The organism is Burkholderia pseudomultivorans (assembly GCF_001718415.1).
Taxonomy (GTDB): Bacteria; Pseudomonadota; Gammaproteobacteria; order Burkholderiales; family Burkholderiaceae; genus Burkholderia; species Burkholderia pseudomultivorans_A.
Genome location: NZ_CP013377.1, coordinates 2,827,136 through 2,851,066, shown reverse-complemented (window position 1 = coordinate 2,851,066; position 23,931 = coordinate 2,827,136). Strand labels below are relative to the sequence as shown.

At 68.1% G+C, this 23,931-nt stretch carries 26 protein-coding genes; 16 read left to right on the top strand and 10 right to left on the bottom strand.

Going from position 1 to position 23,931, the window contains the following annotated elements; genetic code table 11:
* Nucleotides 1–57: 57 nt before the first annotated feature.
* Entirely contained in the window at nt 58–2,430 is a 2,373-nt protein-coding gene (locus tag WS57_RS12330) for a DNA polymerase II (protein ID WP_069244278.1), read from the bottom strand.
* A gap of 96 nt (nt 2,431–2,526) precedes the next feature.
* Here WS57_RS12330 and WS57_RS12325 point away from each other — a divergent pair, with 96 nt between their 5' ends.
* Nucleotides 2,527–3,078, top strand: coding sequence for an NUDIX hydrolase (locus tag WS57_RS12325; protein ID WP_230945583.1), 552 nt, complete (start codon nt 2,527–2,529; stop codon nt 3,076–3,078).
* A gap of 102 nt (nt 3,079–3,180) precedes the next feature.
* Nucleotides 3,181–3,678 (top strand): hypothetical protein, encoded by a 498-nt coding sequence (locus WS57_RS12320; RefSeq protein ID WP_009694227.1) that lies wholly within the window; start codon nt 3,181–3,183, stop codon nt 3,676–3,678.
* Between the two features lie 12 nt (nt 3,679–3,690).
* Here WS57_RS12320 and WS57_RS12315 read toward each other — a convergent pair whose 3' ends face one another.
* From WS57_RS12315 to WS57_RS12300, 4 genes are all read right to left on the bottom strand, one after another.
* Entirely contained in the window at nt 3,691–3,990 is a 300-nt protein-coding gene (locus WS57_RS12315; RefSeq protein WP_009694228.1) for a hypothetical protein, read from the bottom strand.
* A 97-nt stretch (nt 3,991–4,087) separates the two neighbouring features.
* Nucleotides 4,088–4,399: a hypothetical protein gene (locus WS57_RS12310; protein ID WP_059516277.1), complete on the bottom strand. Its 312-nt coding sequence runs from the start codon at nt 4,397–4,399 to the stop codon at nt 4,088–4,090.
* 199 nt (nt 4,400–4,598) lie between these two features.
* Nucleotides 4,599–5,033: a hypothetical protein gene (locus WS57_RS12305; RefSeq protein WP_009694230.1), complete on the bottom strand. Its 435-nt coding sequence runs from the start codon at nt 5,031–5,033 to the stop codon at nt 4,599–4,601.
* A gap of 323 nt (nt 5,034–5,356) precedes the next feature.
* Nucleotides 5,357–6,706, bottom strand: a complete 1,350-nt coding sequence (locus tag WS57_RS12300; RefSeq protein WP_069244277.1) for an NAD(P)/FAD-dependent oxidoreductase — start codon at nt 6,704–6,706, stop codon at nt 5,357–5,359.
* A 100-nt stretch (nt 6,707–6,806) separates the two neighbouring features.
* Between WS57_RS12300 and WS57_RS12295 the strand changes: the two genes are divergently transcribed.
* On the top strand, nt 6,807–7,760 hold the full coding sequence (locus tag WS57_RS12295; protein ID WP_059477552.1) for a LysR family transcriptional regulator: 954 nt from the start codon (nt 6,807–6,809) through the stop codon (nt 7,758–7,760).
* 65 nt (nt 7,761–7,825) lie between these two features.
* Here the strand turns inward: WS57_RS12295 and WS57_RS12290 are convergent, their stop codons facing one another.
* Nucleotides 7,826–8,023: a hypothetical protein gene (locus tag WS57_RS12290; RefSeq protein WP_009694234.1), complete on the bottom strand. Its 198-nt coding sequence runs from the start codon at nt 8,021–8,023 to the stop codon at nt 7,826–7,828.
* A gap of 186 nt (nt 8,024–8,209) precedes the next feature.
* Here WS57_RS12290 and WS57_RS12285 point away from each other — a divergent pair, with 186 nt between their 5' ends.
* Together WS57_RS12285 and WS57_RS12280 are read left to right on the top strand one after the other, a co-directional pair.
* On the top strand, nt 8,210–9,130 hold the full coding sequence (locus WS57_RS12285; RefSeq protein ID WP_009694235.1) for a helix-turn-helix domain-containing protein: 921 nt from the start codon (nt 8,210–8,212) through the stop codon (nt 9,128–9,130).
* A gap of 197 nt (nt 9,131–9,327) precedes the next feature.
* Nucleotides 9,328–10,215, top strand: coding sequence for an NAD(P)H-binding protein (locus tag WS57_RS12280; protein ID WP_059516367.1), 888 nt, complete (start codon nt 9,328–9,330; stop codon nt 10,213–10,215).
* Nucleotides 10,216–10,271: 56 nt separating this feature from the next.
* Here the strand turns inward: WS57_RS12280 and WS57_RS12275 are convergent, their stop codons facing one another.
* Entirely contained in the window at nt 10,272–11,468 is a 1,197-nt protein-coding gene (locus WS57_RS12275) for a benzoate/H(+) symporter BenE family transporter (RefSeq protein WP_009689395.1), read from the bottom strand.
* A gap of 175 nt (nt 11,469–11,643) precedes the next feature.
* Between WS57_RS12275 and WS57_RS12270 the strand changes: the two genes are divergently transcribed.
* Entirely contained in the window at nt 11,644–12,510 is an 867-nt protein-coding gene (locus tag WS57_RS12270; RefSeq protein WP_330769397.1) for a LysR family transcriptional regulator, read from the top strand.
* Between the two features lie 28 nt (nt 12,511–12,538).
* On the opposite strand, the gene WS57_RS12265 is transcribed toward WS57_RS12270, so the two are convergent.
* Nucleotides 12,539–13,561 carry a fatty acid desaturase gene (locus tag WS57_RS12265; RefSeq protein WP_069244276.1) on the bottom strand — a complete coding sequence of 341 codons (1,023 nt, stop codon included), beginning with the start codon at nt 13,559–13,561 and terminating at the stop codon, nt 12,539–12,541.
* A 322-nt stretch (nt 13,562–13,883) separates the two neighbouring features.
* Between WS57_RS12265 and WS57_RS12260 the strand changes: the two genes are divergently transcribed.
* Nucleotides 13,884–14,708, top strand: a complete 825-nt coding sequence (locus WS57_RS12260; protein ID WP_040130635.1) for a phosphate/phosphite/phosphonate ABC transporter substrate-binding protein — start codon at nt 13,884–13,886, stop codon at nt 14,706–14,708.
* A gap of 23 nt (nt 14,709–14,731) precedes the next feature.
* Here WS57_RS12260 and WS57_RS12255 read toward each other — a convergent pair whose 3' ends face one another.
* Both WS57_RS12255 and WS57_RS12250 read right to left on the bottom strand, forming a co-directional pair.
* Complete coding sequence (locus WS57_RS12255; protein ID WP_009691348.1) at nt 14,732–15,487, bottom strand: GntR family transcriptional regulator; 756 nt, start codon at nt 15,485–15,487, stop codon at nt 14,732–14,734.
* A 1-nt stretch (nt 15,488) separates the two neighbouring features.
* Nucleotides 15,489–17,177, bottom strand: a complete 1,689-nt coding sequence (locus WS57_RS12250; RefSeq protein ID WP_040130634.1) for a sigma-54-dependent Fis family transcriptional regulator — start codon at nt 17,175–17,177, stop codon at nt 15,489–15,491.
* 124 nt (nt 17,178–17,301) lie between these two features.
* Between WS57_RS12250 and WS57_RS37985 the strand changes: the two genes are divergently transcribed.
* From WS57_RS37985 to WS57_RS12205, 9 genes are all read left to right on the top strand, one after another.
* On the top strand, nt 17,302–17,694 hold the full coding sequence (locus WS57_RS37985; protein WP_230945582.1) for a phenol hydroxylase subunit: 393 nt from the start codon (nt 17,302–17,304) through the stop codon (nt 17,692–17,694).
* A 16-nt stretch (nt 17,695–17,710) separates the two neighbouring features.
* A complete protein-coding gene (locus WS57_RS12240; protein WP_059604309.1) occupies nt 17,711–18,706 on the top strand; it encodes a phenol hydroxylase in 996 nt (331 codons plus the stop codon).
* Between the two features lie 33 nt (nt 18,707–18,739).
* The gene (locus tag WS57_RS12235) at nt 18,740–19,009 is read left to right on the top strand and encodes an MmoB/DmpM family protein (RefSeq protein ID WP_006413994.1); all 270 of its coding nucleotides are present in this window, start codon (nt 18,740–18,742) and stop codon (nt 19,007–19,009) included.
* A 38-nt stretch (nt 19,010–19,047) separates the two neighbouring features.
* Nucleotides 19,048–20,598: an aromatic/alkene/methane monooxygenase hydroxylase/oxygenase subunit alpha gene (locus WS57_RS12230; protein ID WP_009691341.1), complete on the top strand. Its 1,551-nt coding sequence runs from the start codon at nt 19,048–19,050 to the stop codon at nt 20,596–20,598.
* A 69-nt stretch (nt 20,599–20,667) separates the two neighbouring features.
* On the top strand, nt 20,668–21,024 hold the full coding sequence (locus WS57_RS12225) for a phenol hydroxylase subunit P4 (protein ID WP_040130631.1): 357 nt from the start codon (nt 20,668–20,670) through the stop codon (nt 21,022–21,024).
* 25 nt (nt 21,025–21,049) lie between these two features.
* On the top strand, nt 21,050–22,114 hold the full coding sequence (locus WS57_RS12220; RefSeq protein ID WP_069244275.1) for an NADH:ubiquinone reductase (Na(+)-transporting) subunit F: 1,065 nt from the start codon (nt 21,050–21,052) through the stop codon (nt 22,112–22,114).
* 1 nt (nt 22,115) lies between these two features.
* Nucleotides 22,116–22,472, top strand: coding sequence for a 2Fe-2S iron-sulfur cluster-binding protein (locus WS57_RS12215; RefSeq protein ID WP_060298592.1), 357 nt, complete (start codon nt 22,116–22,118; stop codon nt 22,470–22,472).
* A gap of 17 nt (nt 22,473–22,489) precedes the next feature.
* Nucleotides 22,490–23,434 carry a catechol 2,3-dioxygenase gene (locus WS57_RS12210; protein WP_009691337.1) on the top strand — a complete coding sequence of 315 codons (945 nt, stop codon included), beginning with the start codon at nt 22,490–22,492 and terminating at the stop codon, nt 23,432–23,434.
* Nucleotides 23,435–23,456: 22 nt separating this feature from the next.
* Nucleotides 23,457–23,903 (top strand): GlcG/HbpS family heme-binding protein, encoded by a 447-nt coding sequence (locus tag WS57_RS12205; protein ID WP_069244274.1) that lies wholly within the window; start codon nt 23,457–23,459, stop codon nt 23,901–23,903.
* Nucleotides 23,904–23,931 lie beyond the last annotated feature (28 nt).

The window sequence follows — 23,931 nt, the reverse complement described above, 5'->3', positions numbered from 1 at the left end:
CCTCCGGCTGCGGCGGGACGCGCAGCAGGCCGCTATTCTAGCCGGCCGGGCACGCGTTCATTCGAGAAACAGCTGCCCCTGCCCCGACACGACCCGTTCGAAATCGTCCCGCAGGAACGGCAGGATCGCGTCCGCGACCGGCTGCACCTGACGGCTCACGTAGAACGCGTAATCGATCGGCGAGCGCATCGTCTCGAGCGGCTCGGGCCCGGCCGTCGTCATCACGTAGCTGATCCAGCCACCGCGCTGGTATTGAAGCGGCCGGCCGCTGGCCTGGTTGAATTCGTCGGCGATGCGCGCTGCGCGCACGTGCGGCGGCACGTTGCGCTGATATTCGCGCAGCGGCCGGCGCACGCGCTTGCGATAGACGAGCTGGTCGTCGAATTCGCCCGCCAGCGTGCGTCGCACGTAGTCGCGAATGAAGTCCTGGTACGGCTCCCGCCTGAACACGCGCCGGTACAGCTCGCGCTGGAACTGCTGCGCGAGCGGCGTCCAGTCGGTGCGCACCGTTTCGAGTCCCTTGAAGACGATGTCCTCGCCGCCGTCGGCTGTCATCGCCAGGCCTGCATAGCGCTTCTTGCTGCCTTCCTCCGCGCCGCGCACGGTCGGCATCAGGAACCGGCGGTAGTGCCGCTCGTATTGCAGTTCGAGCGCGCTCTCCAGCCCGAAGCGCTCGCGCAGATGCGTCTGCCACCAGCGGTTCACGTGCTCGACGAGCGCGCGGCCCTTGCGGGCTGCCTCGTCGTCGTCATGCGCGCGGCCGAGCCAGACGAACGTCGAATCGGTATCGCCGTAGATCACCTCGAAGCCCTGCGCCTCGATCAGCTCGCGCGTGCGATGCATGATCTCGTGACCGCGCATCGTGATCGACGATGCGAGGCGCGGATCGAAGAACCGGCAGCCCGTCGAGCCGAGCACGCCGTAGAACGAATTCATGATGATCTTCAGCGCCTGCGACAGCGGCGCGTTGCGCTGGCGCTTCGCGTCGTCGCGGCCTTCCCACACGCGCTGCACGATGCCGGGCAGGCAGTGCGCGGTGCGCGAGAAGCGCGCGCCGAGAAAGCCCGGCACCGACGCAGCGTCGTCCGGCTGCGCGAGCCCTTCGATCAGCCCGACCGGATCGATCAGGAACGTGCGGATGATCGACGGATACAGGCTCTTGTAGTCGAATACGAGCACCGAGTCGTACAGGCCGGGGCGCGAATCCATCACGAAGCCGCCGGGGCTGTTCTGCCCCGTCACGTCGCCGAGGTTCGGCGCGACGTAGCCGAGCCGGTGCATGCGCGGCAGGTACAGATGCGTGAACGCGGCGACCGAGCCGCCGGTGCGATCGGCCGCGAGCCCCGTGACGGTCGCGCGTTCGAGTGCGAACGACAGCAGGTCGGCCTTCGCGAAGATGCGCGTGACGAGCTCGCAGTCCTTCAGGTTGTAGCGCGCGAGCGCGGGCTTGTCGTGATCGAAGCGGCGCTGGATCTCGTCCATCCGCTGATACGGATTGTCGATCGACTTGCCTTCGCCGAGCAGTTGCTGCGACACGTATTCGAGGCTGAACGACGGGAAGGTCCAGGTCGCGGACTTCAGCATGTCGATGCCGTCGAGGATCAGGCGTCCGGCCGCGCCAGCGAAGAAATGATCGGGCTGCTGGCCGTGCGCGCGCCAGTCGAGCACGCTGCCGCCGCGCCCGAGCTTCAGCGGCACGCCGTACTGCTCCGCATGCGCGTGCAGGATGCGCAGGTCGAACTGCACGAGATTCCAGCCGATGATCGCGTCGGGATCGTGCGCGTCGAACCAGTCGTTCAGTCGCGCGAGCATCGCGGGCCGGCTGTCGCAGTAGGCGAGGCGGAAATCGACGGCGCCCGCGTCGCCGTTCGGCGGGCCGAGCATGAACACGTCGCGCTGTCCGCAGCCTTCGAGCGCGATCGAATACAGCTCGCCGTGGATGCTGGTTTCGATGTCGAGCGAGACGCAGCGCAGCGCGGGGCGGTAGCCGGTCGCGGCCTTCAGCTCGGCGTCGAGCAGCGTGCCGTCGCGGCCCGGCTTGCCGCGAAACTGCACGGGCGCGGTGATGAAGCGCTCCATCGTGTAGCGATCGGGCGGCTGCACGTCGGCTTCGTAGACATCGACGCCGGCCGCGACGAGGCGCTTCTGGAGCCCGGCGAGATGGCGATAGCGCCGGCAGTAGAGACCGACGACCGGGCGCTGCCGGAAATCGCGCAGCGCGAGCGGCCGCAGCTCGGCATCGCGTTCGCCGGCGAGCGTCTGTTCGGCGAGCGCCTGCTGGTCGGCCGGCACGAACGCGACGGCTTCCTGCGGGCGCAGCCGCACGCGGCGCGGACCGAGTTCGGTTGCCAGCCAGAACTCGACCTCGATGCCGGTCGCGGTGTCCCGCCAGTGGCGGGTGAGGATGAAGCCCTGCTCGAACGCCGTCAAAACGCTTGTCCGTCGTGGATGTCCAGGCGGCGGATTTTAGCGCCTGGGGCGTGTTTATGCCGGGCATCGGTGAAATGGGGATGGACTCGCGGGGACTTGCGGCCGGCTGCGCACTTGGGTGAAATAGCGCGTTCCTGCCGTCCACCCGCCGCCACCATGATTTCGTTCGATGCTGGAAGTTACCGTTTCAACCTGAGGGCCGCCGCCGTCATCGTCCAGCGCGAATACGTGCTGCTGCATCGGGGCGACGGCGACGACTTCTGGAGCCTGCCCGGCGGTCGTGTCGAACCGGGGGAGGCCGCCGCCGACACGATCGTCCGCGAAATGCACGAAGAGGTCGGCGCGCGCGTTCGCGCCGGGAAGATGCTGTGCATTGCCGAGAACTTCTACGACTGGGATGGACGCCGGTATCACGAGATCGGCCTCTATTTCGATGCAAGCCTCGAGGCCGGATCGCCGCTGCTGGACGTGACGGCCACGCATCGCGGCGCCGAGCCGGACAAGGGGCTGACGTTCGCGTGGTTTGCGCGTGATCGGCTGGCCGACATCGACGTGCAGCCCGCGTTCCTGCGCGAACTGCTCAATACTGATCGCGTCGCGCTCGCGCATGTCGTGCAGCGCGACGACGGCTACCGGATTTCATGCTGACGCCTGCCGACAAAACGACGCGAAGCGAGCGCCTGACCTCGTCCATTCGCGAGCGCCCGTGCGTCGACGTTCGGGCTGAACCCTTCCACGACTGGATTCGACATGGATTTGCGCAAGACGCTGGTGATCGGTAACTCGGGTTCGGGGAAAAGCTGGCTGGCCGCGCGTCTTGCCGCCCGGCTTGGCGCGGACTGCATCGATCTCGACTGGTTTCACTGGCTTCCCGGCGGCTACGACGTCGCGCGCGACCGGGACGAAGCGATCCGCCTGACCCGGGCGGCGGCGCGCGGCGAGCGCTGGGTGATGGAGGGCATCTACGGCTGGCTTGTCGACGAAGTGCAGTCGGACGCGACCGCGCTCGTCTGGCTCTGTGTCGACGAAGCCGAGTGCGTCGCGAACATCCGGCAGCGCGGCATGCGTCGCGGCGGCACCGCGGATTCGTTCGAGCTGCTGCTTCGCTGGGCAGGGTCCTATCGGTCGAGGCGCGGCTCCAGTTCGTACGACGGCCATCGGGCGATTTTCGAACGTTTTGGCGGCGACAGGATCATGCTCCGGTCGCGCGACGCGGTGACGGCGTTCGCCGACCGGTGCGCCGAATAGCGACCGCGCCTGTCACGCCTGCGCGTCGTCGATGCGCGCGGCGACGCGCCACGTCGCGTTCGCGGCGTTTTCGGCACGCAGCAGCCAGCGCTTCGCGACGATCGCATGCCGTTTTTGCGTGACGTACGCGTCCACCGCGAGTTCGAGTGCATCGTCGTCGCGGCGTTCGAGCGTCGCGGTCGCACCCGAGCCGTCGGCGAATTCGATCACGGCGGGGCGGGGTGTCGTGATGCGGCGCGCCCCGTCGATCGCGACGAAGCTGCCGGGATACAGATGCGAATGGCTGGCGCGCAGCAGGATGGCGGTAGGCATCGGTCGGGGCAGGCAGGCGAAGGGTTGTTGACGCGTGCAGCGAAAGTCGGGTCGGAAACCCGTTCTCAAGGCATGGTCGTGCCGGACGCGTTGCGATTCAAAAATCCTGCCGCATGCGGTGAAGCAGCGCGCCGGGCGATTGGCGCGTGTTCACGGCGTCGATGACGTCGGTCAGAAACCAGGGTAGGTTCAGCTGCGTGTTGGAATCGCTCACGCAGACGCGGATCGAGGGCGGCTTTGCCGGCGATCCGGGCTGTCGCGCCACGTCGGACGAGCCTGCGGGGACGCAGTTCCTGCCGGCCGCGGGCACGGGGGACGCGCCGCCCGGGCTGGCGGCGGCGACGGTCGGCAAGCTGGTGGCGGCAAACACAAGCATGATCGATGCCGCGATAGGGCCAAGGTGTTTCATTCGTGTCTCCGGCGATGCTCGTTCGACCATGCGGGCGAACCGGAGTTCGGTCCGAACAGGGCGGGAGACAAGGGGGCGCGGCCGATGTGCCGGGACGACGGAACTCACGCAGCCATGTGGGCGGGAAACCGCGGCCTTGCTTCGACGCCGGGCGTCCCGGCAACGCATCCCCGGCAAGAAACGCCCGTCGCGTTTGCGCTCAGTGCAGCCCTGCCGACGCGATCGAGCGCATCGTATCGGTGATCCGCACGCAGCGCGACAGCCCGAAGCGCTCGGCTTCGCGCCGTTCCGGCTCGCTGCTCGCCACGCCGACCGCCCGTTCCGGCGGCACGCCGAGCGCTTGCAGCGCGACGTCGAACGGATGCTGATTTGCTATGGATTCCTGCTGATTCGCATCGGTCACGACGACCGAGAAGCGGTCGAGGCTGGCGCGGCCGAACTGGCCTTCGAACATGTCGCTGAGCCGTGCGGCGGGCAGCGTCGTGACGAGACCGAGACGATACCCCTGCTCCGACGCACTGTCGAGCCACTGGAGGATCGCGTCGCGCTGATGGCGCGATTCGTGCGAATCCGGTGTCGCTTCGATCTGTTCGAATGCGGCGTCGAGTCGGGTGACGATGGCTTCGATGACCACGGTGATTCCTCTCCAGAGACGTGACGATCCGTTCGCGGACGGGAATGGCAGTTACCTTAGCGTCGAACCGAAAAACAGAACCAATTAATCTTTTTCGCCAACCCATACGATTCGACTAATGAATCGGCGGCGACGCAGAACCGGCGCGGGATGCGCGCAGCGCAAGCGTTTCAGCGAAAAAATTGCCGCATCGACGCGCGTCGATGCGATGCACCGCGATCGTGCACGAATCGCATGCAAGGACCCACGATGTGAAAACGGCGTATCGGGCGACTCCCGCCCGATACGCCGTTTCGCGATGCCGTGCTGTTGCGGGCCGTCGTTCAGTGCAGCTTGATCGACGGCTGGTTGCGACGCTGCAGCCAGTGGCTCAGCGACTGGAACAGCGCGCGCTTGAGGCCGTACACGCTGAACAGATGCTTGCGGTACAGGAACTTGTACAGGCCGATCGCGGCGAGCCCGTCGACGATCAGCGAGCGCGAGCGCATGCCGAGCTCGGTCTGGTACACGGCGCCCGCGTCGCCGAGCGACACGACGGTGCCCGCGTCGCGGAACGTGAAGCCTTCGACCGGCTTGCCGGCGAGACGGCGCGCGAACGCGTTGCCGAGGTACACGGCCTGCTGGTGCGCGACCTGCGCGCGCGGCGGCAGGAACCCGCTCGCGCCGGACGACGGGCACGCGGCGCAGTCGCCGAATGCGTACACGTGCGGGTCGTCGGGCGTCTGCAGCGTGTCGGTCACGATCGCCTGGCCCGACCTGTTGAGCGCGATGCCGTCGAGTTCGCGCAGGATCGCCGGCCCCGCGACGCCGGCCGCCCAGATCGTGATGTCGCTCGGAAGGCGTTCGCCGCTCGCGGTCGTGATCGCGTCCGCGCCGACTTCGGCCACGCGCGTGTCCGTCAGCACGTCGACGTTCAGCGTGCGCAACTGCGCATGCATCTTGTCGGAGAGCCGCGCGTCGAGCGCGGGCAGGATGCGCGGTCCGCTTTCGATCAGCCGGATATGGACGTCGCGTGCGGACACCAGCGCCTTGAAGCGATACGTCGTCAGCTGCTGGATCGCATGACGCAATGCGCCCGCCAGCTCGACGCCGGTCGCACCCGCCCCGATCACGCTGATGCAGACCGGCGCCGCGCGCTGCGCGGGCTGCTGCTCGGCGAGATGGTTCGCCTTCGTGCACGCGGCCAGGAACTTGCGGCGGAAATCCTCGGCCTGGTCGACGTTTTCGAGCGGCAGCGCGTGGCGCGCCGCGCCCGGCACGTTGAAGAAGTTCGTCACGCTGCCGACCGCGAGCACGAGATCGTCGTAGCGGAGTTCGCGCTGCGGCAGGATCTCCGTGCCGTCGGCGTCGTGCACGGCGCCGATCGTCGCGAGGCGGGCTGCACGGTCGACCCGTTGCAGCGCGCCCTGCACGAAGCGGAAGCCGTGCCGCTTCGCCTGCGCCGCGTACTCGATCGTGTGGGACGCCGGGTCGCGATGGCCCGATGCGGCTTCGTGCAGCAGCGGCTTCCAGAAGTGCGTCGGATAGCGGTCGACGAGCACGACTTCGGCTTGCCCGCGACGGCCGACCGTGTCGGCGAGGCGCGTGGCGAGCTGCAGGCCGCCGGCGCCGCCGCCGACGATCACGATGCGCGGCGCAGGGGGTGCGCTGGGTTGGGTCGTGGTGTTGTCCATGTTGAGGCTCCCGCTGATGACGATTCGGATGACATTGCTCAAGAACCGACGATATAGTTTCGAACCCACGCGAACAATTTAATGTTTATAAGCGACTCATATGTATTCACTTATAGGAAAGACCGCGACGTTCCGGCAGCTGAAGGCGCTGGACATGATCGCGCGCGTCGGCAGCGTGTCGCGGGCGGCCGAGGAACTGAACCTGACGCAGCCTGCGGTATCGCTGCAGGTGCGTCTGCTGGAACAGGCCGTCGGCGCCGCCTTGCTGCAGCGGGTGGGACGCGGCGTGCAGCTGACCGCGGCCGGCGAGATCGTCGCGCGCTATGCGCGCGAGATCCTGCATCTCTGGAGCGAGGCCGGCGACGAGGTCGCGGCGCTGACCGGCGATCTCGGCGGCACGCTGCGGATCGGCGCGATCACGACCGCCGAATACCTGATTCCGCCGCTGCTCGTGAAATTCACCGCGACGCGTCCGCACGTGAAGACGTACTTCAAGGTCGGCAATCGCGACGACATCATCCGCATGCTCGCGACGCATGAAATCGATCTCGCGGTGATGGGCAGCCCGCCGAAGGAGCTGCGCACGCATGCGGTCGAGTTCGCGAAGCACCCGATGGTGTTCGTCGCGGCGCCCGGTCATCCGCTGATGCAGCGCAGGCGCGTCGCGCTGAAGGATCTCGAATCCGCGCACCTGCTCGTGCGCGAACGCGGCGCCGGCACGCGCTCGACGGTCGAGAGCCTGTTCAAGACGGCAGGCTACCGGTTTCATGTGGGCTCCGAACTGTCGAGCAACGAGGCGATCAAGCAGATGGCCGAAGCGGGGCTCGGCGTCGCGTTCCTGTCGCTGCACGCGTGTGCGCTCGAACTGCGGACGGGGCTGCTCGGGCAGCTGCCGTTTCCGGGCAATCCGATCGAGCGCGAATGGTATGTGGTCACGCTTGCCGATCGGCGCATCTCGCAGGTGACCGGGCTGTTCCGCGATTTCCTGATCAAGCAGGGCGCGCCGGTGATCGACGGCGCGACGGCCGCGCCGCACGAGCGGCGGCGCAAGTAGGCGCAGCGGCACGCGCCGGCGGGCATTGCACGGCCCTTCGCGCGATCGGCCTGTCGTACGCCCGCTCAACCGAGCCCGAAGTCGTCGTTGCTGTCCGGAATCGACGCGAGCAGCCGTTCGAGCCGATGCCAGCCGAGCGCGCGGAGGCACCCTGCGGCGATCGCGGACCGGATGCCGCGGACGCGGGAGCCCGGCCGGGGCGCGGCCGCGACGGACGAAGGCGGGACTGCGAACGCCGCGCGCGACGGGCAGTAATGGGGCATGACGGTCTCCGTCGGTGTCGAATGAGGCGATCGTAGGCGTCGCGACGGCCGCCGGCGCTCATGCAAGGATCGGCCAGAGCAGAAACGGATGATCTTTTTCTGTCCGACCCGCCCACGGCCGGCACGCCGCCGGAAAACGCGTCACAATGCCCGTTCGACATCCGATCTGCTCCAGGAGAACGTGCGATGAGCGATGCGATTCTCGCCGCGCCGCCGGACAACGGCGTCCCGGTCAGCCTGCGCTCCAGCCGCGGGCTGGGCTGGCACGGCTTCGGCGCGGCGCTGCTCGACATCCGCGCCGGCACCTACCGGATTCCGGCGGCCGAGCATCACCGCATCGGCGTGCATGTCGGCGGGCCCGTCCGCGCGGACTGCGTGTGCGACGGCGAGCGCGTGTCGCGCATCCAGGCGCATGGCGACGTCGACGTGATTCCGGCCGGCCTGCCGGGCCGCTGGACCGACAGCGCCGACTGCCGGATCCTGCACATCATGCTCGGCGACGCGTTCGTGCGCCGGACCTTCGAGCACCTCGAACTGAAGCCGTCGCAGGCGCAGATCCGGCGCCGGCTGCAGGTGCGCGACCCGCGCCTGCAGCACATCGCGTGGGCGATTGCCGCCGAACTCGAAGCGGACGATGCGTCGGACCCGCTGTATGCGGAGAGCCTGTGCACGGCGCTGGTTGCACGGCTGGTCGACAGCGCACCGGCGTTCCGCGAGCGGCGGCGTTCGCTCGCGCCGAAGACGGCCGCGCGCGTGCTCGATTATGTCGAGTCGAACCTCGACCGGCGACTCACGCTCGCGGAACTCGCGGCGCTCGTATCGATCAGCGTCCCGCACTTCAAGGTGCTGTTTCGCGAAACGGTCGGCGTGCCGGTGCACCAGTATGTCGTGCAGCGCCGCGTCGAACGTGCGAAGACGCTGTTGCTCGAAGGGCGGCTCAGCATCAGCCAGATCGCGCTCGAAGCGGGCTTCGCGCATCAGAGCCATATGGCGAGCTGGATGAATCGCCTGCTCGGTGCGACGCCGGCCGAGATCGCGCGCTCGGGCGCGCGGGCGGGGCTGCGGCTGGTCGTCGACGGGGAACGCGGCGGCCAGGGCCAGCGCTAGTCCGTCGCTAGCGCGAACCGGCCCCGGGCATGGCGCTTCGCCGCCGCGCGATTTCCGCACCAGCCGGAATCGGCGCGCTGCATGTCGGGCGCGCCCGCAAACCGCTGATCCTTTCCTGTCCGGTTCATCCGTTCGTGCGCGCCATCCAAGCCGCGCCTGCCGACAATCACGTCACCCCCATCCAACAGGAGTGGATCGTGTTCGTGATCTTCGGTGCATCCGGCAACGTCGGCCGGTCGACGGTAACGACCCTGCGTCGCGCAGGCCATCCGGTGCGCGCGGTGCTGCGCGACGCGCGTCATCGCGAGCGCTTCGCGCAACTGGGCTGCGAAGTGGCGATCGCAGACCTGACGGACCAGCGGTCGGTCGCCGCGGCGCTCGACGGCGCGCACGCGGTACAGATGCTGTGCCCGGTTCCGGTCGCCGACGACGATCCTGCCGCGACGATGTCGCGCATGATCGACGTCGCGATCGCGGCGCTCGCCGCGCATCCGCCCGCCGTGCTGCTCGGCCTGTCGGACTACGGCGCGGAGCGAGACGGCAATACCGGCATCACGAGCCTGTTCCATCTGCTCGAGGCGCGCCTGAAGTCCGTCCCGACGCATCTGACGCTGCTGCGCTCGGCCGAGCATCTGCAGAACTGGACGAGAGTCGCGCCGGTCGCGCTGGCGACGGGCGTGCTGCCGAGCCTGCATCATCCGGCCGGCAAGGTTTTTCCGGCGGTTTGGGCGCCCGACGTGGGCGTCGTCGCGGCGCGGTTGCTGCTGGACCGTCCGGAGGGCGGCCACGGGCCGCGCATCGTCAGTATCGAGGGGCCGCGGCGCGTCAGCGCGAACGAGATCGCGCTGACGCTCGGCGCGGCGGCCGGCCGCGACATCGTCGCGCGCGAACTGCCGCGCGACGCCTGGACCGCGACGTTGCTGCGCGCGGGGTTGAGCGAGCGCCACGCGCAATTGATCGTCGATTTGTACGACGTGCACAACGCGGGGCAGATCGACGTCGAGGACGGCGTGTCGGAGCGGCTTTACGGCACGACGACCCTGGCGGATGCGCTGGCGCAGCTGTTGCGCGAGCACGCGCGATAAGCGGCACGGCAGGCGCGGCGCGATGCACACGCCCGCGCCTGCGCCGCGCGTCGAATCTACCGCCGCACCTTGTTCAGCACCGCATACGACAGCGAGCCAATCACGATCCCCCAGAACGCGGAGCCGAGGCCGAGCCACGTCATCCCCGACGCGGTCGCGAGGAACGTGATCACCGAGGCTTCGCGATGGTTCTCGTCCTCGAAGATGCCGTGCACGTTCGCGCCGATCGCGCCGATCAGCGCGAGCCCGGCGAGGATCGCGACGAACGCCTTCGGCAGCGCGAAGAACACCGCGACGATGGTGCCCGCGAACAGCCCGCCGATCAGGTAGATCACGCCGTTCGCGATGCCCGCGATGTACCGGCGCGCCGGATCCTCGTGCGCGTCCTTGCCGGTGCAGAGCGCGGCGGTGATCGCCGCGACGACGATCGTGATCCCGCCGAAGCAGGCGACGACGAGCGACATCACGCTGGTCGCGGTGATGATCGGACGCGCCGGCGTGTGATAGCCGGACACGCGCAGGATCGTCATGCCCGGCAGGAACTGGCCCGTGAGACTGACGACGACGAGCGGCAGCGCGAGGCTGAGCGTCGTGCCGAGCGTCCATTCGGGCGCGATGAAGATCGGCCGCGCGATGTGCGCGGATACGTTGTCGAGATGCGTCATCCCGAGCAGCGTCGCAAGCGCGGCGCCCGTCAGCAGGACGAGCACGATGCTGTAGCGCGGCAGCAGGCGCTTGAAGATCACATAGGCGGCGATCATGCCGAACGCGAGCACCGGCTGCTCGGACGCCGCCGAAAACGCATGCGTGCCGAACGGCAGCAGGATCCCGGCCATCATCCCGCAGGCGATGCCGCGCGGAATATGACGCACCAGCCGGTCGAAATAGCCGGTGACGCCGATCACCAGGATGATCAGCGCGGCCGTGATGTACGCGCCGACGGCCTGGTTCAGCGTCAGTTGCGGAAACAGGCCGACCAGCAGCGCGGTGCCGGGCGCCGACCAGGCGGTCACGACCGGCACCTTCAGTTTCCAGCTCGCGAACAGCCCCGACACGCCTGCGCCGATCGAGATCGCCCAGACCCACGACGCGACCATCGCATCGGATGCATGGGCGGCCTGCGCGGCCTGGAAGAAGATCGCGAGCGGGCCCGCATACGAAATCAGTACCGCGAGAAAGCCGGCGGTAATCGCGGAAACGGACCAGTCGGTGCCGATCGCGCGCGCAGCGCCGGTCGGAGGGTTCGGATGCATCGTCGTCGGGAGTAGCGGGCGCGCGGCCCAGGGTCGGATCCGGGGGCCTGTTGCCCATGCCCGGAGGTGCCGTCATTCTGGGCGTAGCGGACGGAATTGACAATTCTTCGCCGAATATCAACACTATTTATTTTTCGTAAACAGTTCGGGCGGCGAGATGGACAGATTGACGGCCATGCGGCTCTTTACCTGCATCGTCGATTCGGGCAGCTTCACGCGCGCCGCGCAGCAGCTCGGCATGCAGCGCGCGTCCGCGACGCAGATCATGAAGCAGCTCGAGGCACATCTCGGCGCGCGACTGCTGGTGCGCACGACGCGGCACGTGAGCCCGACGCTCGACGGCGCCGCGTACTACCAGCGCTGCGTCGACATCCTCGACGGCATCGACGAGGCCGAGGCGTCGTTCTCCCATGCGGCGCGGCATCCGCAGGGCGCGCTGAAGGTCGATCTCGCCAGTTCGTTCGCTCGCCTGGTCGTGATCCCGGCGCTGCCCGGCTTCTTCGCGCGCTATCCGCAGGTCACGCTCGACATCAGCATCGGCGATCGCCGCGTCGATCTGGCGCGCGAGAGCGTCGACTGCGTCGTGCGGATCGGCGAGCTGACCGATTCGTCGCTGGTGGCACGCCGCGTCGGCATGCTCGAACAGGTCACCTGCGCGAGTCCCGGCTATCTGGCCAGGTATGGCCGGCCGCGCAATCTCGCGGCGCTCGCGAAGCATCGGGAAGTCGCATACGTGTCGGCGTCGAGCGGCAAGCGCGTGCCGCTCGTATTCGGCGTGGACGGGCGCGTGGAAACGCGGGAGTTGCCGGCGTCGGTGTCGGTCAACAACGGCGACGCGTATGTCGCCGCGTGCGAGGCGGGGCTCGGCATCGTGCAGGTGCCGCGCTATCACGTCGTCGGACAGCTGCAGCGCGGCACGCTGACGGAAATCCTCACGCGCGTGCGGCCGCCGCCGCTGCCGTTGTCGGTGCTGTATCCGCATCGCGGGCATCTGTCGCCGCGACTCAGGGTGTTCATCGACTGGGTGGCCGAGCTTGCATAGCGTGCGCTCGGCGCCGCGCTTGCCCTGCCTACGTACTGATCTGAGGATAGCCGTCGACGACGGTCACCTGCACGCCGCTGCCCGTCGACAGCGATGCGCTGCCGCGATCGAACGGGTGCACGGGCGTGTCGGTCGGCGTCCACGCATGACGCGCGAGCAGTTCGCGATAGCCGCGGATCACGAAGCCGCCGCATTTGCGCGCATACGCATCGCGCCGCATCCGGTAGGCGCGCGGCAGGTCGTACCACGGCAGCTTCGGCAGATCGTGATGGACGAGGTGGTAATTGTTGTTCAGGTACAGCAGCCGCATCGCGAAGCCGGCCTCGTTGATCGCGATGCGCGCCTTCGGATGCGGCGCGGCGCGATGCTCGTACAGCGAGCGGATCATCGCGATCGAATGCGCGGGCCACGTGACCGCGAGCAGGTAATACCACCACGGCACGCCGATCGCCGTTTGCAGCACGGCGAGCAGCGCGACGACGCATGCGGCATGCGTCGCCCACATCGGCAGGTAGCGCAGCTCGCCGCGCCGGAATTCGGCGAACGCCGCGGCGAACATCGCGGCGATGCTCGTCGGCGGCCCGACGACCAGCCGCCCGACGAAGGTCTTGCGCGCGGCCGACAGCGCGCGGCGCCAGCGCGGCAGTTGCGCCCAGCGGGCGCGCGACACGTAGTTCGTTTCGGGATCGACGCCCGGCACGGTCAGGTCTTCGTCGCGGTGATGATCGAGATGCGTGTCGCGATACAGCGTGTACGGATACCAGACCGTCAGCGGCGGATAGCCGAGCAGCTTGTTGATGCGCGCGGAACGCGTCGGGTGGCCGTGCAGCAGTTCGTGCTGCAGCGACAGGTGCCACGCGCCGAGCAGGATCAACGGCGGCGTCGCGGCCGCGAGCGACAGATGCGCCGCGCGCACGAGCAGCAGCACCGCGAGCCAGCCGCCGTAGATCGCGACGATCAGCAGCCAGGTCGGCCATTCGGTGCGGGCGGTGAAGCGGGCGTCGAGCGTGGCGATCGCGCGCGCGTGGTCGACGTCGAAGTATTCGGCCATGGTGCTGATGCGAAGTGGAGCGGGCGGCGCGTCCGCCGTCGAGGCGGGGCGTGCGCGGTTGAGCTGTCCGGCGTCGGCGGCGTCGTGGAACCGCGCCCATCGCCGATGGCGATCGATCGGTTCGACCGGGTCTGCCGCGACGACGAAACCGGCACTCGAACGTAACCGGATTGCGTTGCGGGGCCAACCAATTGATTCGCATTTGCTTATCGGAGCGGCTTCGATAAGCTTCCGGGCCGTCGTGGCGATGGCGCCGCCGGGCGCCCGGGTGCGGGATCGCACGGGCTTCCACCGCGCGCAGGCGGATGCGTAGAATGCGCGCATGAGCTCATGGATCGCCGGACTGCCGATGTACAACGTGACGCCGCGCCACGCCGCGCTGTGGCGGGCGCTGCTGCGCGACGCGCTCGACGCATTTGCGCGCGCGGGCGGCCCGATCGACTTCACGCTGCTCGACGAGCCGTTCGGCGATCTGCCCGCGTTGTGGCGACGCCCCGACCTGCTGCTGTCGCAGACCTGCGGCTTCCCGTACCGGATGCTCGGCCTGCGCGACGACGTGCACCTGATCGCGACGCCGGCGTTCGACGCGCAAGGCTGCGACGGCGCGCGCTATCGCAGCATGCTGGTCGTGTCGGCGCGCGTGCATGCGGGCGGCGCGACGACGCTGGCTGCGTGTCGCGGGCTGCGCGCCGGCTACAACGGCGACGATTCGCACAGCGGAATGAACGCGCTTCGGCATGCGGTCGCGCCGCATGCGCACGACGGCCGGTTCTTCGGCTCGGTCACGTCGTTCGGTTCGCATCTGAACGTGCTGCGCGCAATCGGCGCCGGCGACGCCGATTGCGCGGCGATCGACTGCGTGACGTTCGCGTACGTGCGCGATGCACTGCCGGCGCTGCTGGACGGGATTCGCGTGATCGACATGACGGCGCCCGCGCCGGGGCTGCCGTTCATCGCCTCGCGCGCGCTCGACGATGCACAGGCGGCCGCGCTGCGCGACGCGCTCGACCACGCGGTCGCGGCCGATGCGGCGCGCGCACGCGCGCTGCGGCTGCGCGGCTTCGAGCGGCTTGCGCCGGGCGACTACGACGCGATCGCGCAGTTCGCGCACGCGGCCGCCGCGCACGGCTATCCGGAACTGGCCTGAGTGTCGGTGCAGCGGCCCGCCGCCTAAAACGGCAGCGCGCCGGGCGGCGCGTTTCGCACGATCGCGAGCGTCGTGCCGATATGGTCTTCGAGCGCGAGCGCCGCGCGCGCGTCCGCGCGCCGCATCGCGGCTTCGAACAGGCAGGTGTGTTCCGCATGCACGTCGCGTTTCGAATCGCCGAGGCCGATGCATACGCGCCGGTAGCGCTCGCTCTGCTGCGACAGCATGCGCAGGATCAGGTAGGTCCACGGCGTCGCGGCCGCCGAGATCAGCGCCTCGTGAAAGCGCCGGTTGCACGCTTCCCAGGCGGTCCGGTGCGCGATCGAGACCGGCTGCTCCCACGCCGACAGCATCTCGAAGCTTTGCCGCACGCGCTGCTCCCACGCGGCATCCCCGCAGCGCACCGATTCGCGCAGCGCGTCGACCTCGATATGGATGCGCAGCCGCGTGATCGCTTCGAGGTCGGCGACCGACATCGGCGTCACGCGGAATCCGCGCTGCCCTTCGGCAACCACCAGCGCATCGCTGACGAGCCGCGTCAGCGCCTCGCGCAGCGTGCCCGCGCCGACGCCGTACACGTTCTTCAGATGTTCGACACGCAGTTTCGCGCCGGGCGGGTAGTGCCCTTCGACGATATGCTGCCGAAGCTGATGGTACGCATGCTCGCTGAGCGTGCGGGCATGCGGTTCGCTCGCGTCGTCGTCGGCGGGGACGGTCGCGGGCGCGGCGCCGTCGGCCAGTGGATCGAGCGGCGGATGGTCGGGCAGGATGGTGTTCATCTCACGCGTCCTCCTGGTCCTGTTTGCGGTTCAGGCGATAGCTGAGCTGCGCGCGCGTCAGTCCGAGCAGGCGCGCGGCGGCCGACAGGTTGCCGTTCGCGCGGTCGACCGCTTCATGCAGCAGCGCGCGTTCGAGCGCATCGAGGCCGCCGCCGCCCTGCAGCTGGTCGAGCAGGCTGCCGCAGTCGATCGTCATCGCGGACGCGGGCCGGATCTGCCCCGCGCGGTCGACCGTGGCGCCGCCCGGCAGCCCGACGCCGGGGAACAGGTCCTTCGCGTCGACCGCGAGATTGGGCCGCGACAGAATCACCGCGCGCTCGATCAGGTTCTCCAGTTCGCGCACGTTGCCGGGCCAGCGGTAGCCGCGCAGCGCGTCGTAGGCATAGTCGGTCAGCGTCGGCGCGGGCTTGCCGTGCAGCGACGCGAAGCGCGCGAGCATCGCGTCGGCGAGCAGCGCGATGTCGTCCTGCCGTTCCCGCAGCGGCGGAATCAGCACCGGGTAGACGTTGATCCGGTAATAGAGATCGGCGCGGAAGCTGCCGTCGCGCACCGCCTGTTCGAGATCGCGGTTGGTCGCCGCGACGATGCGCACGTCGACCTTGCGGCTGTCGGTCGCGCCGAGCCGTTCGACCTCGCCCTCCTGCAAGACGCGCAGCAGCTTCGCCTGCACGTCGAGCGGCAGCTCGCCGATTTCGTCGAGGAACAGCGTGCCGCCGTCCGCGCGTTCGAAACGCCCGGCGCGCGCGGCCTGCGAGCCGGTAAACGCGCCTTTTTCCGCGCCGAACAGCTCGGATTCGATCAGCGCATGCGGAATCGCCGCGCAGTTGACCGCGACGAACGGCTTGGCGGCGCGCGGGCTGAGGCAGTGCAGCGCCCGCGCGAAGCGCTCCTTGCCGACGCCCGTTTCGCCCGTCAGCAGCACCGCGACCTTGGTCGGCGCGGCCGTCTCCAGCAGCGTATAGGCCGCGCGGAATGCGTCGGAGCGGCCGACGAGCCGGGTCCGGTCGTCGTCGGGCGCGATCTCGAGGCGCAGCGATTCGACCTCGGTCTGCAGGTCGCGGATCGTGTTGATCAGCGAGTCGGCCTTGAACCACGACGCGATTTCGTCGGCATCCGGCCATTCCTCGGCCGGCTTGCCGACGATCGTGCAGTGCGGATCGTGCATGCCGACGCAGGTCGTCTCCTTGAACAGGATCTGGCGGCCGATGAACGCGCTCGTGTAGCCGGTCGCATAGCCGATCAGCATCCAGCACACCGGCTCGGGCTGCGGGCCGAAGGTGCGCAGGTGCACGTCGGCTTCCCACGAATGCTCCCACCGGTATTCGCAATGGAACGCGCCCGTCGCCGGGTCGGCGTCGAAGCGCAGCGGCGTGACCTGCACCGCGCCTTCGAGCATGTGCAGTTGCGGGCCGACGTGGAACATGTCGAACAGCGACGCGCCGCTGCGAATTTCGCGCGCGAGCGCCGCGTCGCGCTCGCCGGCCGCGAAGCCGACGCGCGTGAAGAAACGCCGCGTCTGCGCCGGGCCGACGCTCTCCATCAGTTCCTGGCGCAGCGTGGCCAGCGCGCCGGTGTGCAGCAGCACCATCCGCTGGCCGGCGAGCCAGATGCGACCGTCGCTCGCCGAGAAATGAATCAGCTTGCGCAGGTCGGCGTCCGGCGGCAAAGGGGGCAGGCTGGACCGCGTCATGTCGTCTCCGTCGAGATATCTCGTGATTTTCTGGAATCCTGCTGCCGGTCGCCCGACCCGGGCGGCGATTTGATCATTTGAGCAAATGCGCGCGGCCGGATTGCTCAAATGATGAAGAAGGCCGGTGGATCAAGGGTTTGGTGCGGCGATCCGGAGCAGGTTGCCATTCTGGTTAACCGGCATTGTGCTTCGCGAATCCGAATTTTGGCTCAGGGCTTTCCCTGAATTATCGAGATTTTTTGCGATGAGGCAGGAACGTGGCACGGATGCTGCATTGAAGTGCGGCATGGAGGCGACACCGATCATGGATCACACGACAACCGATCACCCCCCGTTCGATCCGGGTTGCAAGTATGTCCGGGTAACCGGCACCAACCCCCGAGGCTTCGTCGAATTCGAGCTTTCGATCGGCGGCGCACCGGAATTGTTCGTCGAGCTGACCTTGCCTCCTGCCGCCTTCGACGCGTTCTGCCGGGAGCAGCGCGTGACGCGGCTGAACGACGACGCGAACCCATGACCTTGAGGAGCAGGAAGTGACCATCGAGCTGAAGACAGTCGACATCAAGCCGCTGCGGCACACCTTCGCGCACGTGGCGCGGCAGATCGGCGGCGACAAGACGGCGACACGCTACCAGGAAGGGATGATGGGCGCACAGCCCCAGGTGAACTTCCACTACCGCCCGACCTGGGATCCCGATCACGAGATCTTCGATGCGTCGCGCACCGCGATCCGGATGGCGAACTGGTATGCGCTGAAGGACCCGCGCCAGTTCTACTACGCATCGTGGGCGACCGCCCGCGCGCGCCAGCAGGACACGATGGAGGCGAACTTCGAGTTCGTCGAATCGCGCCGGATGATCGACCTGATGCCCGACGAGGTCGCCGCGCACGCGCTCGACATCCTGGTGCCGCTGCGCCACGCGGCGTGGGGCGGGAACATGAACAACGCGCAGATCTGCGCGCTCGGCTACGGCACCGCGCTGACCGGCGCGGCGATGTTCCATGCGATGGACAACCTCGGCGTCGCGCAGTACCTGACGCGCCTGGCGCTGTCGATGGCCGGCCCCGACACGCTCGACGCGGCGAAAGCCGCATGGCAGTCGGACGCCGCGTGGCAGCCGCTGCGCCGCTATGTCGAGGACACGTTCGTCGTCGCCGATCCGATCGAACTGTTCGTCGCGCAGAACCTCGCGCTCGACGGCCTGCTGTATCCGCTCGTCTACGACCGTTTCGTCGACGAACGGATCGCGCTCGCCGGCGGCTCGGCGGTGGCGATGCTGACGGCGTTCATGCCGGAATGGCACACGGAGTCGAACCGCTGGGTCGATGCGGTCGTCAAGACGATGGCCGCCGAATCCGACGACAACCGCGCATTGCTCGCGCGCTGGACGCGCGACTGGGCCGCGCGCGCGGCCGACGCGCTGGCGCCGATCGCCGCCCGTGCGCTGCACACCGCCGGCGGCGCGGCGCTCGACGAAGTGGAGGAGCAGTTCCGCACCCGCATCGGCAAGCTCGGGCTCGCGCTCTGAGCCGACGACCGTCCTTCAACAGGGGAAACACGCATGTCCAACGTATTCATCGCCTTTCAGGCCAATGAGGAGTCCAGACCGATCGTCGAGGCGATCGTCGCGGACAACCCGAACGCGGTGGTCGTCGAATCGCCCGGCATGGTGAAGATCGATTCGCCGAACCGGCTCACGATCCGCCGCGACACGATCGAGGAACTGACCGGCGCGCGCTTCGACCTGCAGCAGATCCAGGTGAACCTGATCACGCTGTCGGGCCACATCGACGAGGACGACGACCAGTTCACGCTGAGCTGGTCGCACTGAACGCCGCGCATCGCGCAACGACAACACCGGAGACACGCATGGACACGCCAACGCTCAAGAAAAAGCTGGGCCTGAAGGACCGCTACGCCGCGATGACGCGCGGCCTCGGCTGGGAGACCACCTATCAGCCGATGGACAAGGTCTTTCCGTACGATCGCTACGAGGGCATCAAGATCCACGACTGGGACAAGTGGGTCGACCCGTTCCGCCTGACGATGGACGCGTACTGGAAATACCAGGGCGAGAAGGAAAAGAAGCTGTACGCGGTGATCGACGCGTTCACGCAGAACAATGCGTTCCTCGGCGTGACCGATGCGCGCTACATCAACGCGCTGAAGCTGTTCATCCAGGGCGTGACGCCGCTCGAGTATCTGGCACACCGCGGCTTCGCGCACGTCGGCCGGCACTTCACCGGCGAAGGCGCGCGCATCGCGTGCCAGATGCAGTCGATCGACGAGCTGCGGCACTACCAGACCGAAACACACGCGATGTCGACGTACAACAAGTTCTTCAACGGCTTCCATCACTCGAACCACTGGTTCGATCGCGTGTGGTACCTGTCGGTGCCGAAGTCGTTCTTCGAGGATGCGTACTCGGCCGGTCCGTTCGAGTTCCTGACCGCGGTCAGCTTCTCGTTCGAATACGTGCTGACGAACCTGCTGTTCGTGCCGTTCATGTCGGGCGCCGCGTACAACGGCGACATGTCGACCGTGACGTTCGGCTTCTCCGCGCAGTCGGACGAGTCGCGCCACATGACGCTCGGCATCGAATGCATCAAGTTCATGCTCGAACAGGACCCCGACAACGTGCCGATCGTGCAGCGCTGGATCGACAAGTGGTTCTGGCGCGGCTACCGGCTGCTGACGCTGGTCGCGATGATGATGGACTACATGCAGCCGAAGCGCGTGATGAGCTGGCGCGAATCGTGGGAGATGTACGCGGAGCAGAACGGCGGCGCGCTGTTCAAGGATCTCGCGCGCTACGGCATCCGCGAGCCGAAGGGCTGGCAGGACGCGTGCGAAGGCAAGGACCACATCAGCCACCAGGCGTGGTCGACGTTCTACGGATTCAACGCAGCGTCCGCCTTCCATACCTGGGTGCCGACCGACGAGGAGATGGCGTGGCTGTCGGCCAAGTATCCGGACTCGTTCGACCGCTACTACCGGCCGCGCTTCGAGTACTGGGGCGAGCAGGCGAAGGCCGGCAACCGCTTCTACATGAAGACGCTGCCGATGCTGTGCCAGACCTGCCAGATCCCGATGCTGTTCACCGAGCCCGGCAACCCGACGAAGATCGGCGCGCGCGAGTCCGACTATCTCGGCAACAAGTTCCATTTCTGCAGCGACCACTGCAAGGAAATCTTCGATCACGAGCCGCAGAAATACGTGCAGGCCTGGCTGCCCGTGCATCAGATCCACCAGGGAAACTGCTTCCCGCCCGACGTCGATCCGCGTGCCGAGGGCTTCGATCCGCTCGCCGCGGTGCTCGACTACTACGAGGTGGGGATGGGCCGCGACAACCTCGACTTCGACGGCTCGGAAGACCAGCAGAACTTCGCCGCATGGCGTGGCCAGGCCACGCGCAACTGATCGATACGCAACCTCGAACGAGACCGGCGCACGCGCGCACGCGCGAACGCCGGCCGACAGGAGACAAGCATGGCCGTCATCGCACTCAAACCCTACGACTTCCCGATCAAGGACGCGGTCGGGAATTTCCCGGCGCCGCTGCTGTACGTGTGCTGGGAAGATCACCTGATGTTCCCGGCGCCGTTCTGCCTGCCGCTGCCGCCGGACATGCCGTTCGGCGCGCTCGCGCGCGACGTGCTGCCGCCCGCCTACGGCTACCACCCGGACTTCGCGAAGATCGACTGGGATCGCGTCGAGTGGTTCCGGTCCGGCAAGCCGTGGACGCCGGACGCATCGAAGAGCCTGGCCGACAACGGCCTCGGGCACAAGGACCTGATCAGCTTCCGCACGCCGGGCCTCGACGGCATCGGCGGCGCGTGCTTCTGATCGCCGTACGGACGGGCGAACCATCATGAGCCACCAACTTACCATCGAGCCGCTCGGCGTCACGATCGAGGTCGACGAAGGGCAGACGATGCTCGACGCGGCGCTGCGCCAGGGCATCTACATTCCGCACGCGTGCTGTCACGGGCTGTGCGGCACCTGCAAGGTCGCGGTGCTGGACGGCGAGACCGACCTCGGCGACGCCAATCCGTTCGCGCTGATGGACTTCGAGCGCGAGGAGGGCAAGGCGCTCGCGTGCTGCGCGACCTTGCAGGCCGATACCGTGATCGAGGCCGACGTCGACGAGGATCCGGACGCGGAGATCATCCCGGTCAGGGATTTCGCGGCCGACGTCACGCGCATCGAGCAGCTGACGCCGACCATCAAGTCGATCCGGCTGAAGCTGTCGCAGCCGATCCATTTCCAGGCGGGCCAGTACGTGCAGCTGGAGATTCCCGGGCTCGGGCAGAGCCGCGCATTCTCGATCGCGAACGCACCGGCCGAGGTCGCGGCCACCGGCGAGATCGAGCTGAACGTGCGGCAGGTGCCGGGCGGTCTCGGCACCGGCTATCTGCACGAGCGGCTCGCGACCGGCGATCGCGTGCGGCTGTCGGGCCCGTACGGTCGCTTCTTCGTGCGCCGCTCGGCCGCGCTGCCGATGATCTTCATGGCGGGCGGCTCGGGCCTGTCGAGCCCGCGCTCGATGATCGCGGACCTGCTCGCGAGCGGCGTCACCGCGCCGATCACGCTGATCTACGGGCAGCGCAACGCGAAGGAGCTCTATTACCACGACGAGTTCCGCGCGCTCGCCGAGCGCTATCCGAACTTCACCTACGTGCCGGCGCTGTCGGAAGGCGCGGTGGACGCAGGCGACGGCATCGCGCAGGGCTTCGTCCACGACGTCGCGAAGGCGCACTTCGACGGCGACTTCTCGGGTCATCAGGCCTACCTGTGCGGGCCGCCCGCGATGATCGACGCGTGCATCACGGCGCTGATGCAGGGCCGCCTGTTCGAGCGCGACATCTTTCACGAGAAGTTCATCTCGGCGGCCGACGCACAGCAGACGCGCAGCCCGCTGTTCCGCCGGGTGTGACATGGACACGAGCCGCGTGTGCGGGACGGTGACGATCGCGCAGACCGACGAGCGCTATGCGTGCGCAAGCGGCGAATCGCTGCTGGCCGGAATGGCAAAACTCGGCCGGCGCGGCATACCGGTCGGCTGCCTGAACGGCGGCTGCGGCGTGTGCAAGGTGCGCGTGCTGCGCGGTGCGGTGCGCAAGCTCGGGCCGATCAGCCGCGCGCATGTGAGCGCCGACGAGGAGCACGACGGCTATGCGCTCGCGTGCCGCGTGGCGCCGGACGGCGACGTCGAACTGGAAGTGGCCGGCCGCCTGAAGAAGCCGTTCTTCTGCGGCACGGCCTGCACCGACGCGCCGGTTTTCAAAAAGTAATCTGGAGGAGACTCACCATGGGTGTGATGCGTATTGGTCATGTCAATCTGAAGGTGATGGACATGGAAGCGGCGCTGCGGCATTACATACGCGTGCTCGGCATGCAGGAGACGATGCGCGACGCGGCCGGCAACGTCTACCTGAAGTGCTGGGACGAGTGGGACAAGTATTCGCTGATCCTGTCGCCGTCCGACCAGGCGGGGCTCCGGCATGCCGCCTACAAGGTCGAGCACGACGCGGACCTCGACGCGCTGCAGCGGCGCATCGATGCCTACGGAATCGCGACCGAGATGCTGCCGGAAGACGCGCTGCCGGGCGTGGGCCGCCAGCTGCGCTTCCTGCTGCCGAGCGGGCACGAGCTGCGCCTGTTCGCGAAGAAGGAGCTGGTCGGCACGGCGGTCGGCTCGCTGAATCCCGATCCCTGGCCCGACGACATTCCGGGCTCGGCCGTGCACTGGCTCGACCACTGCCTGCTGATGTGCGAGCTGGATCCCGAGGCGGGCGTGAACCGCGTCGAGGAGAACACGCGCTTCATGGCCGAATGCCTCGACTTCCATCTCGCCGAGCAGGTAATGGTCGGCCCGGGCAACACGATCCAGGCCGCGACGTGGATGTTCCGCAGCACGACGCCGCACGACATCGCGTTCGTCGGCGGCCCGCGCAACGGTCTGCATCACATCGCGTTCTTCCTCGACGACTGGGCCGACGTGCTGAAGTCGGCCGACGTGATGGCGAAGAACAAGGTGAAGATCGACGTCGCGCCGACGCGCCACGGGATCACGCGCGGCACCACGATCTACTTCTTCGATCCGAGCGGCAATCGCAACGAGACCTTCGCGGGGCTCGGCTATCTCGCGCAGCCCGACCGCCCGGTCACGACGTGGACCGAGGAACAACTCGGGCGCGGCATCTTCTTCCACTCCGGCGAGCTGAACGAAGCGTTCACGACCGTCTACACCTGATCAACGGCACAGGAGCAACGTCATGGCTCGCAATGACTCGACCCACAGCGTCGCCACGCGCGCGATCGACTGGCCCGCCGCGTCGCATGCCGCGCAGGCGGCGCAGGCCGCCGAGCGCCTGGGCGTGCGGGTGAACGTCGCCGTCGTCGACGCGGGCGGTCTGCTCGCCGCCTTCGTCAGGATGCCCGGCGCGCCGCTGCATTCGATCGACATCGCGATCGACAAGGCGTATACGGCCGCGAGCTTCGGCTTGCCGACCGGTGCATGGCACGACGCGCTGGCCGCGCATTCCGAGGCCGTGCGGCAAGGGCTCGTGATGCGCGCGCGCTTCGTCGCGTTCGGCGGCGGCCTGCCGATCGTCGAGGGCGGCGTGCTGATCGGCGGCATCGGCGTGTCGGGCGGCAGCGAGGCGCAGGACGAACGCTGTGCACGTGCGGGCCTCGACGCCGTCGGCCTCGGCGGTACGTGACGGACGACGGAGCAGCGCAAACATTGTT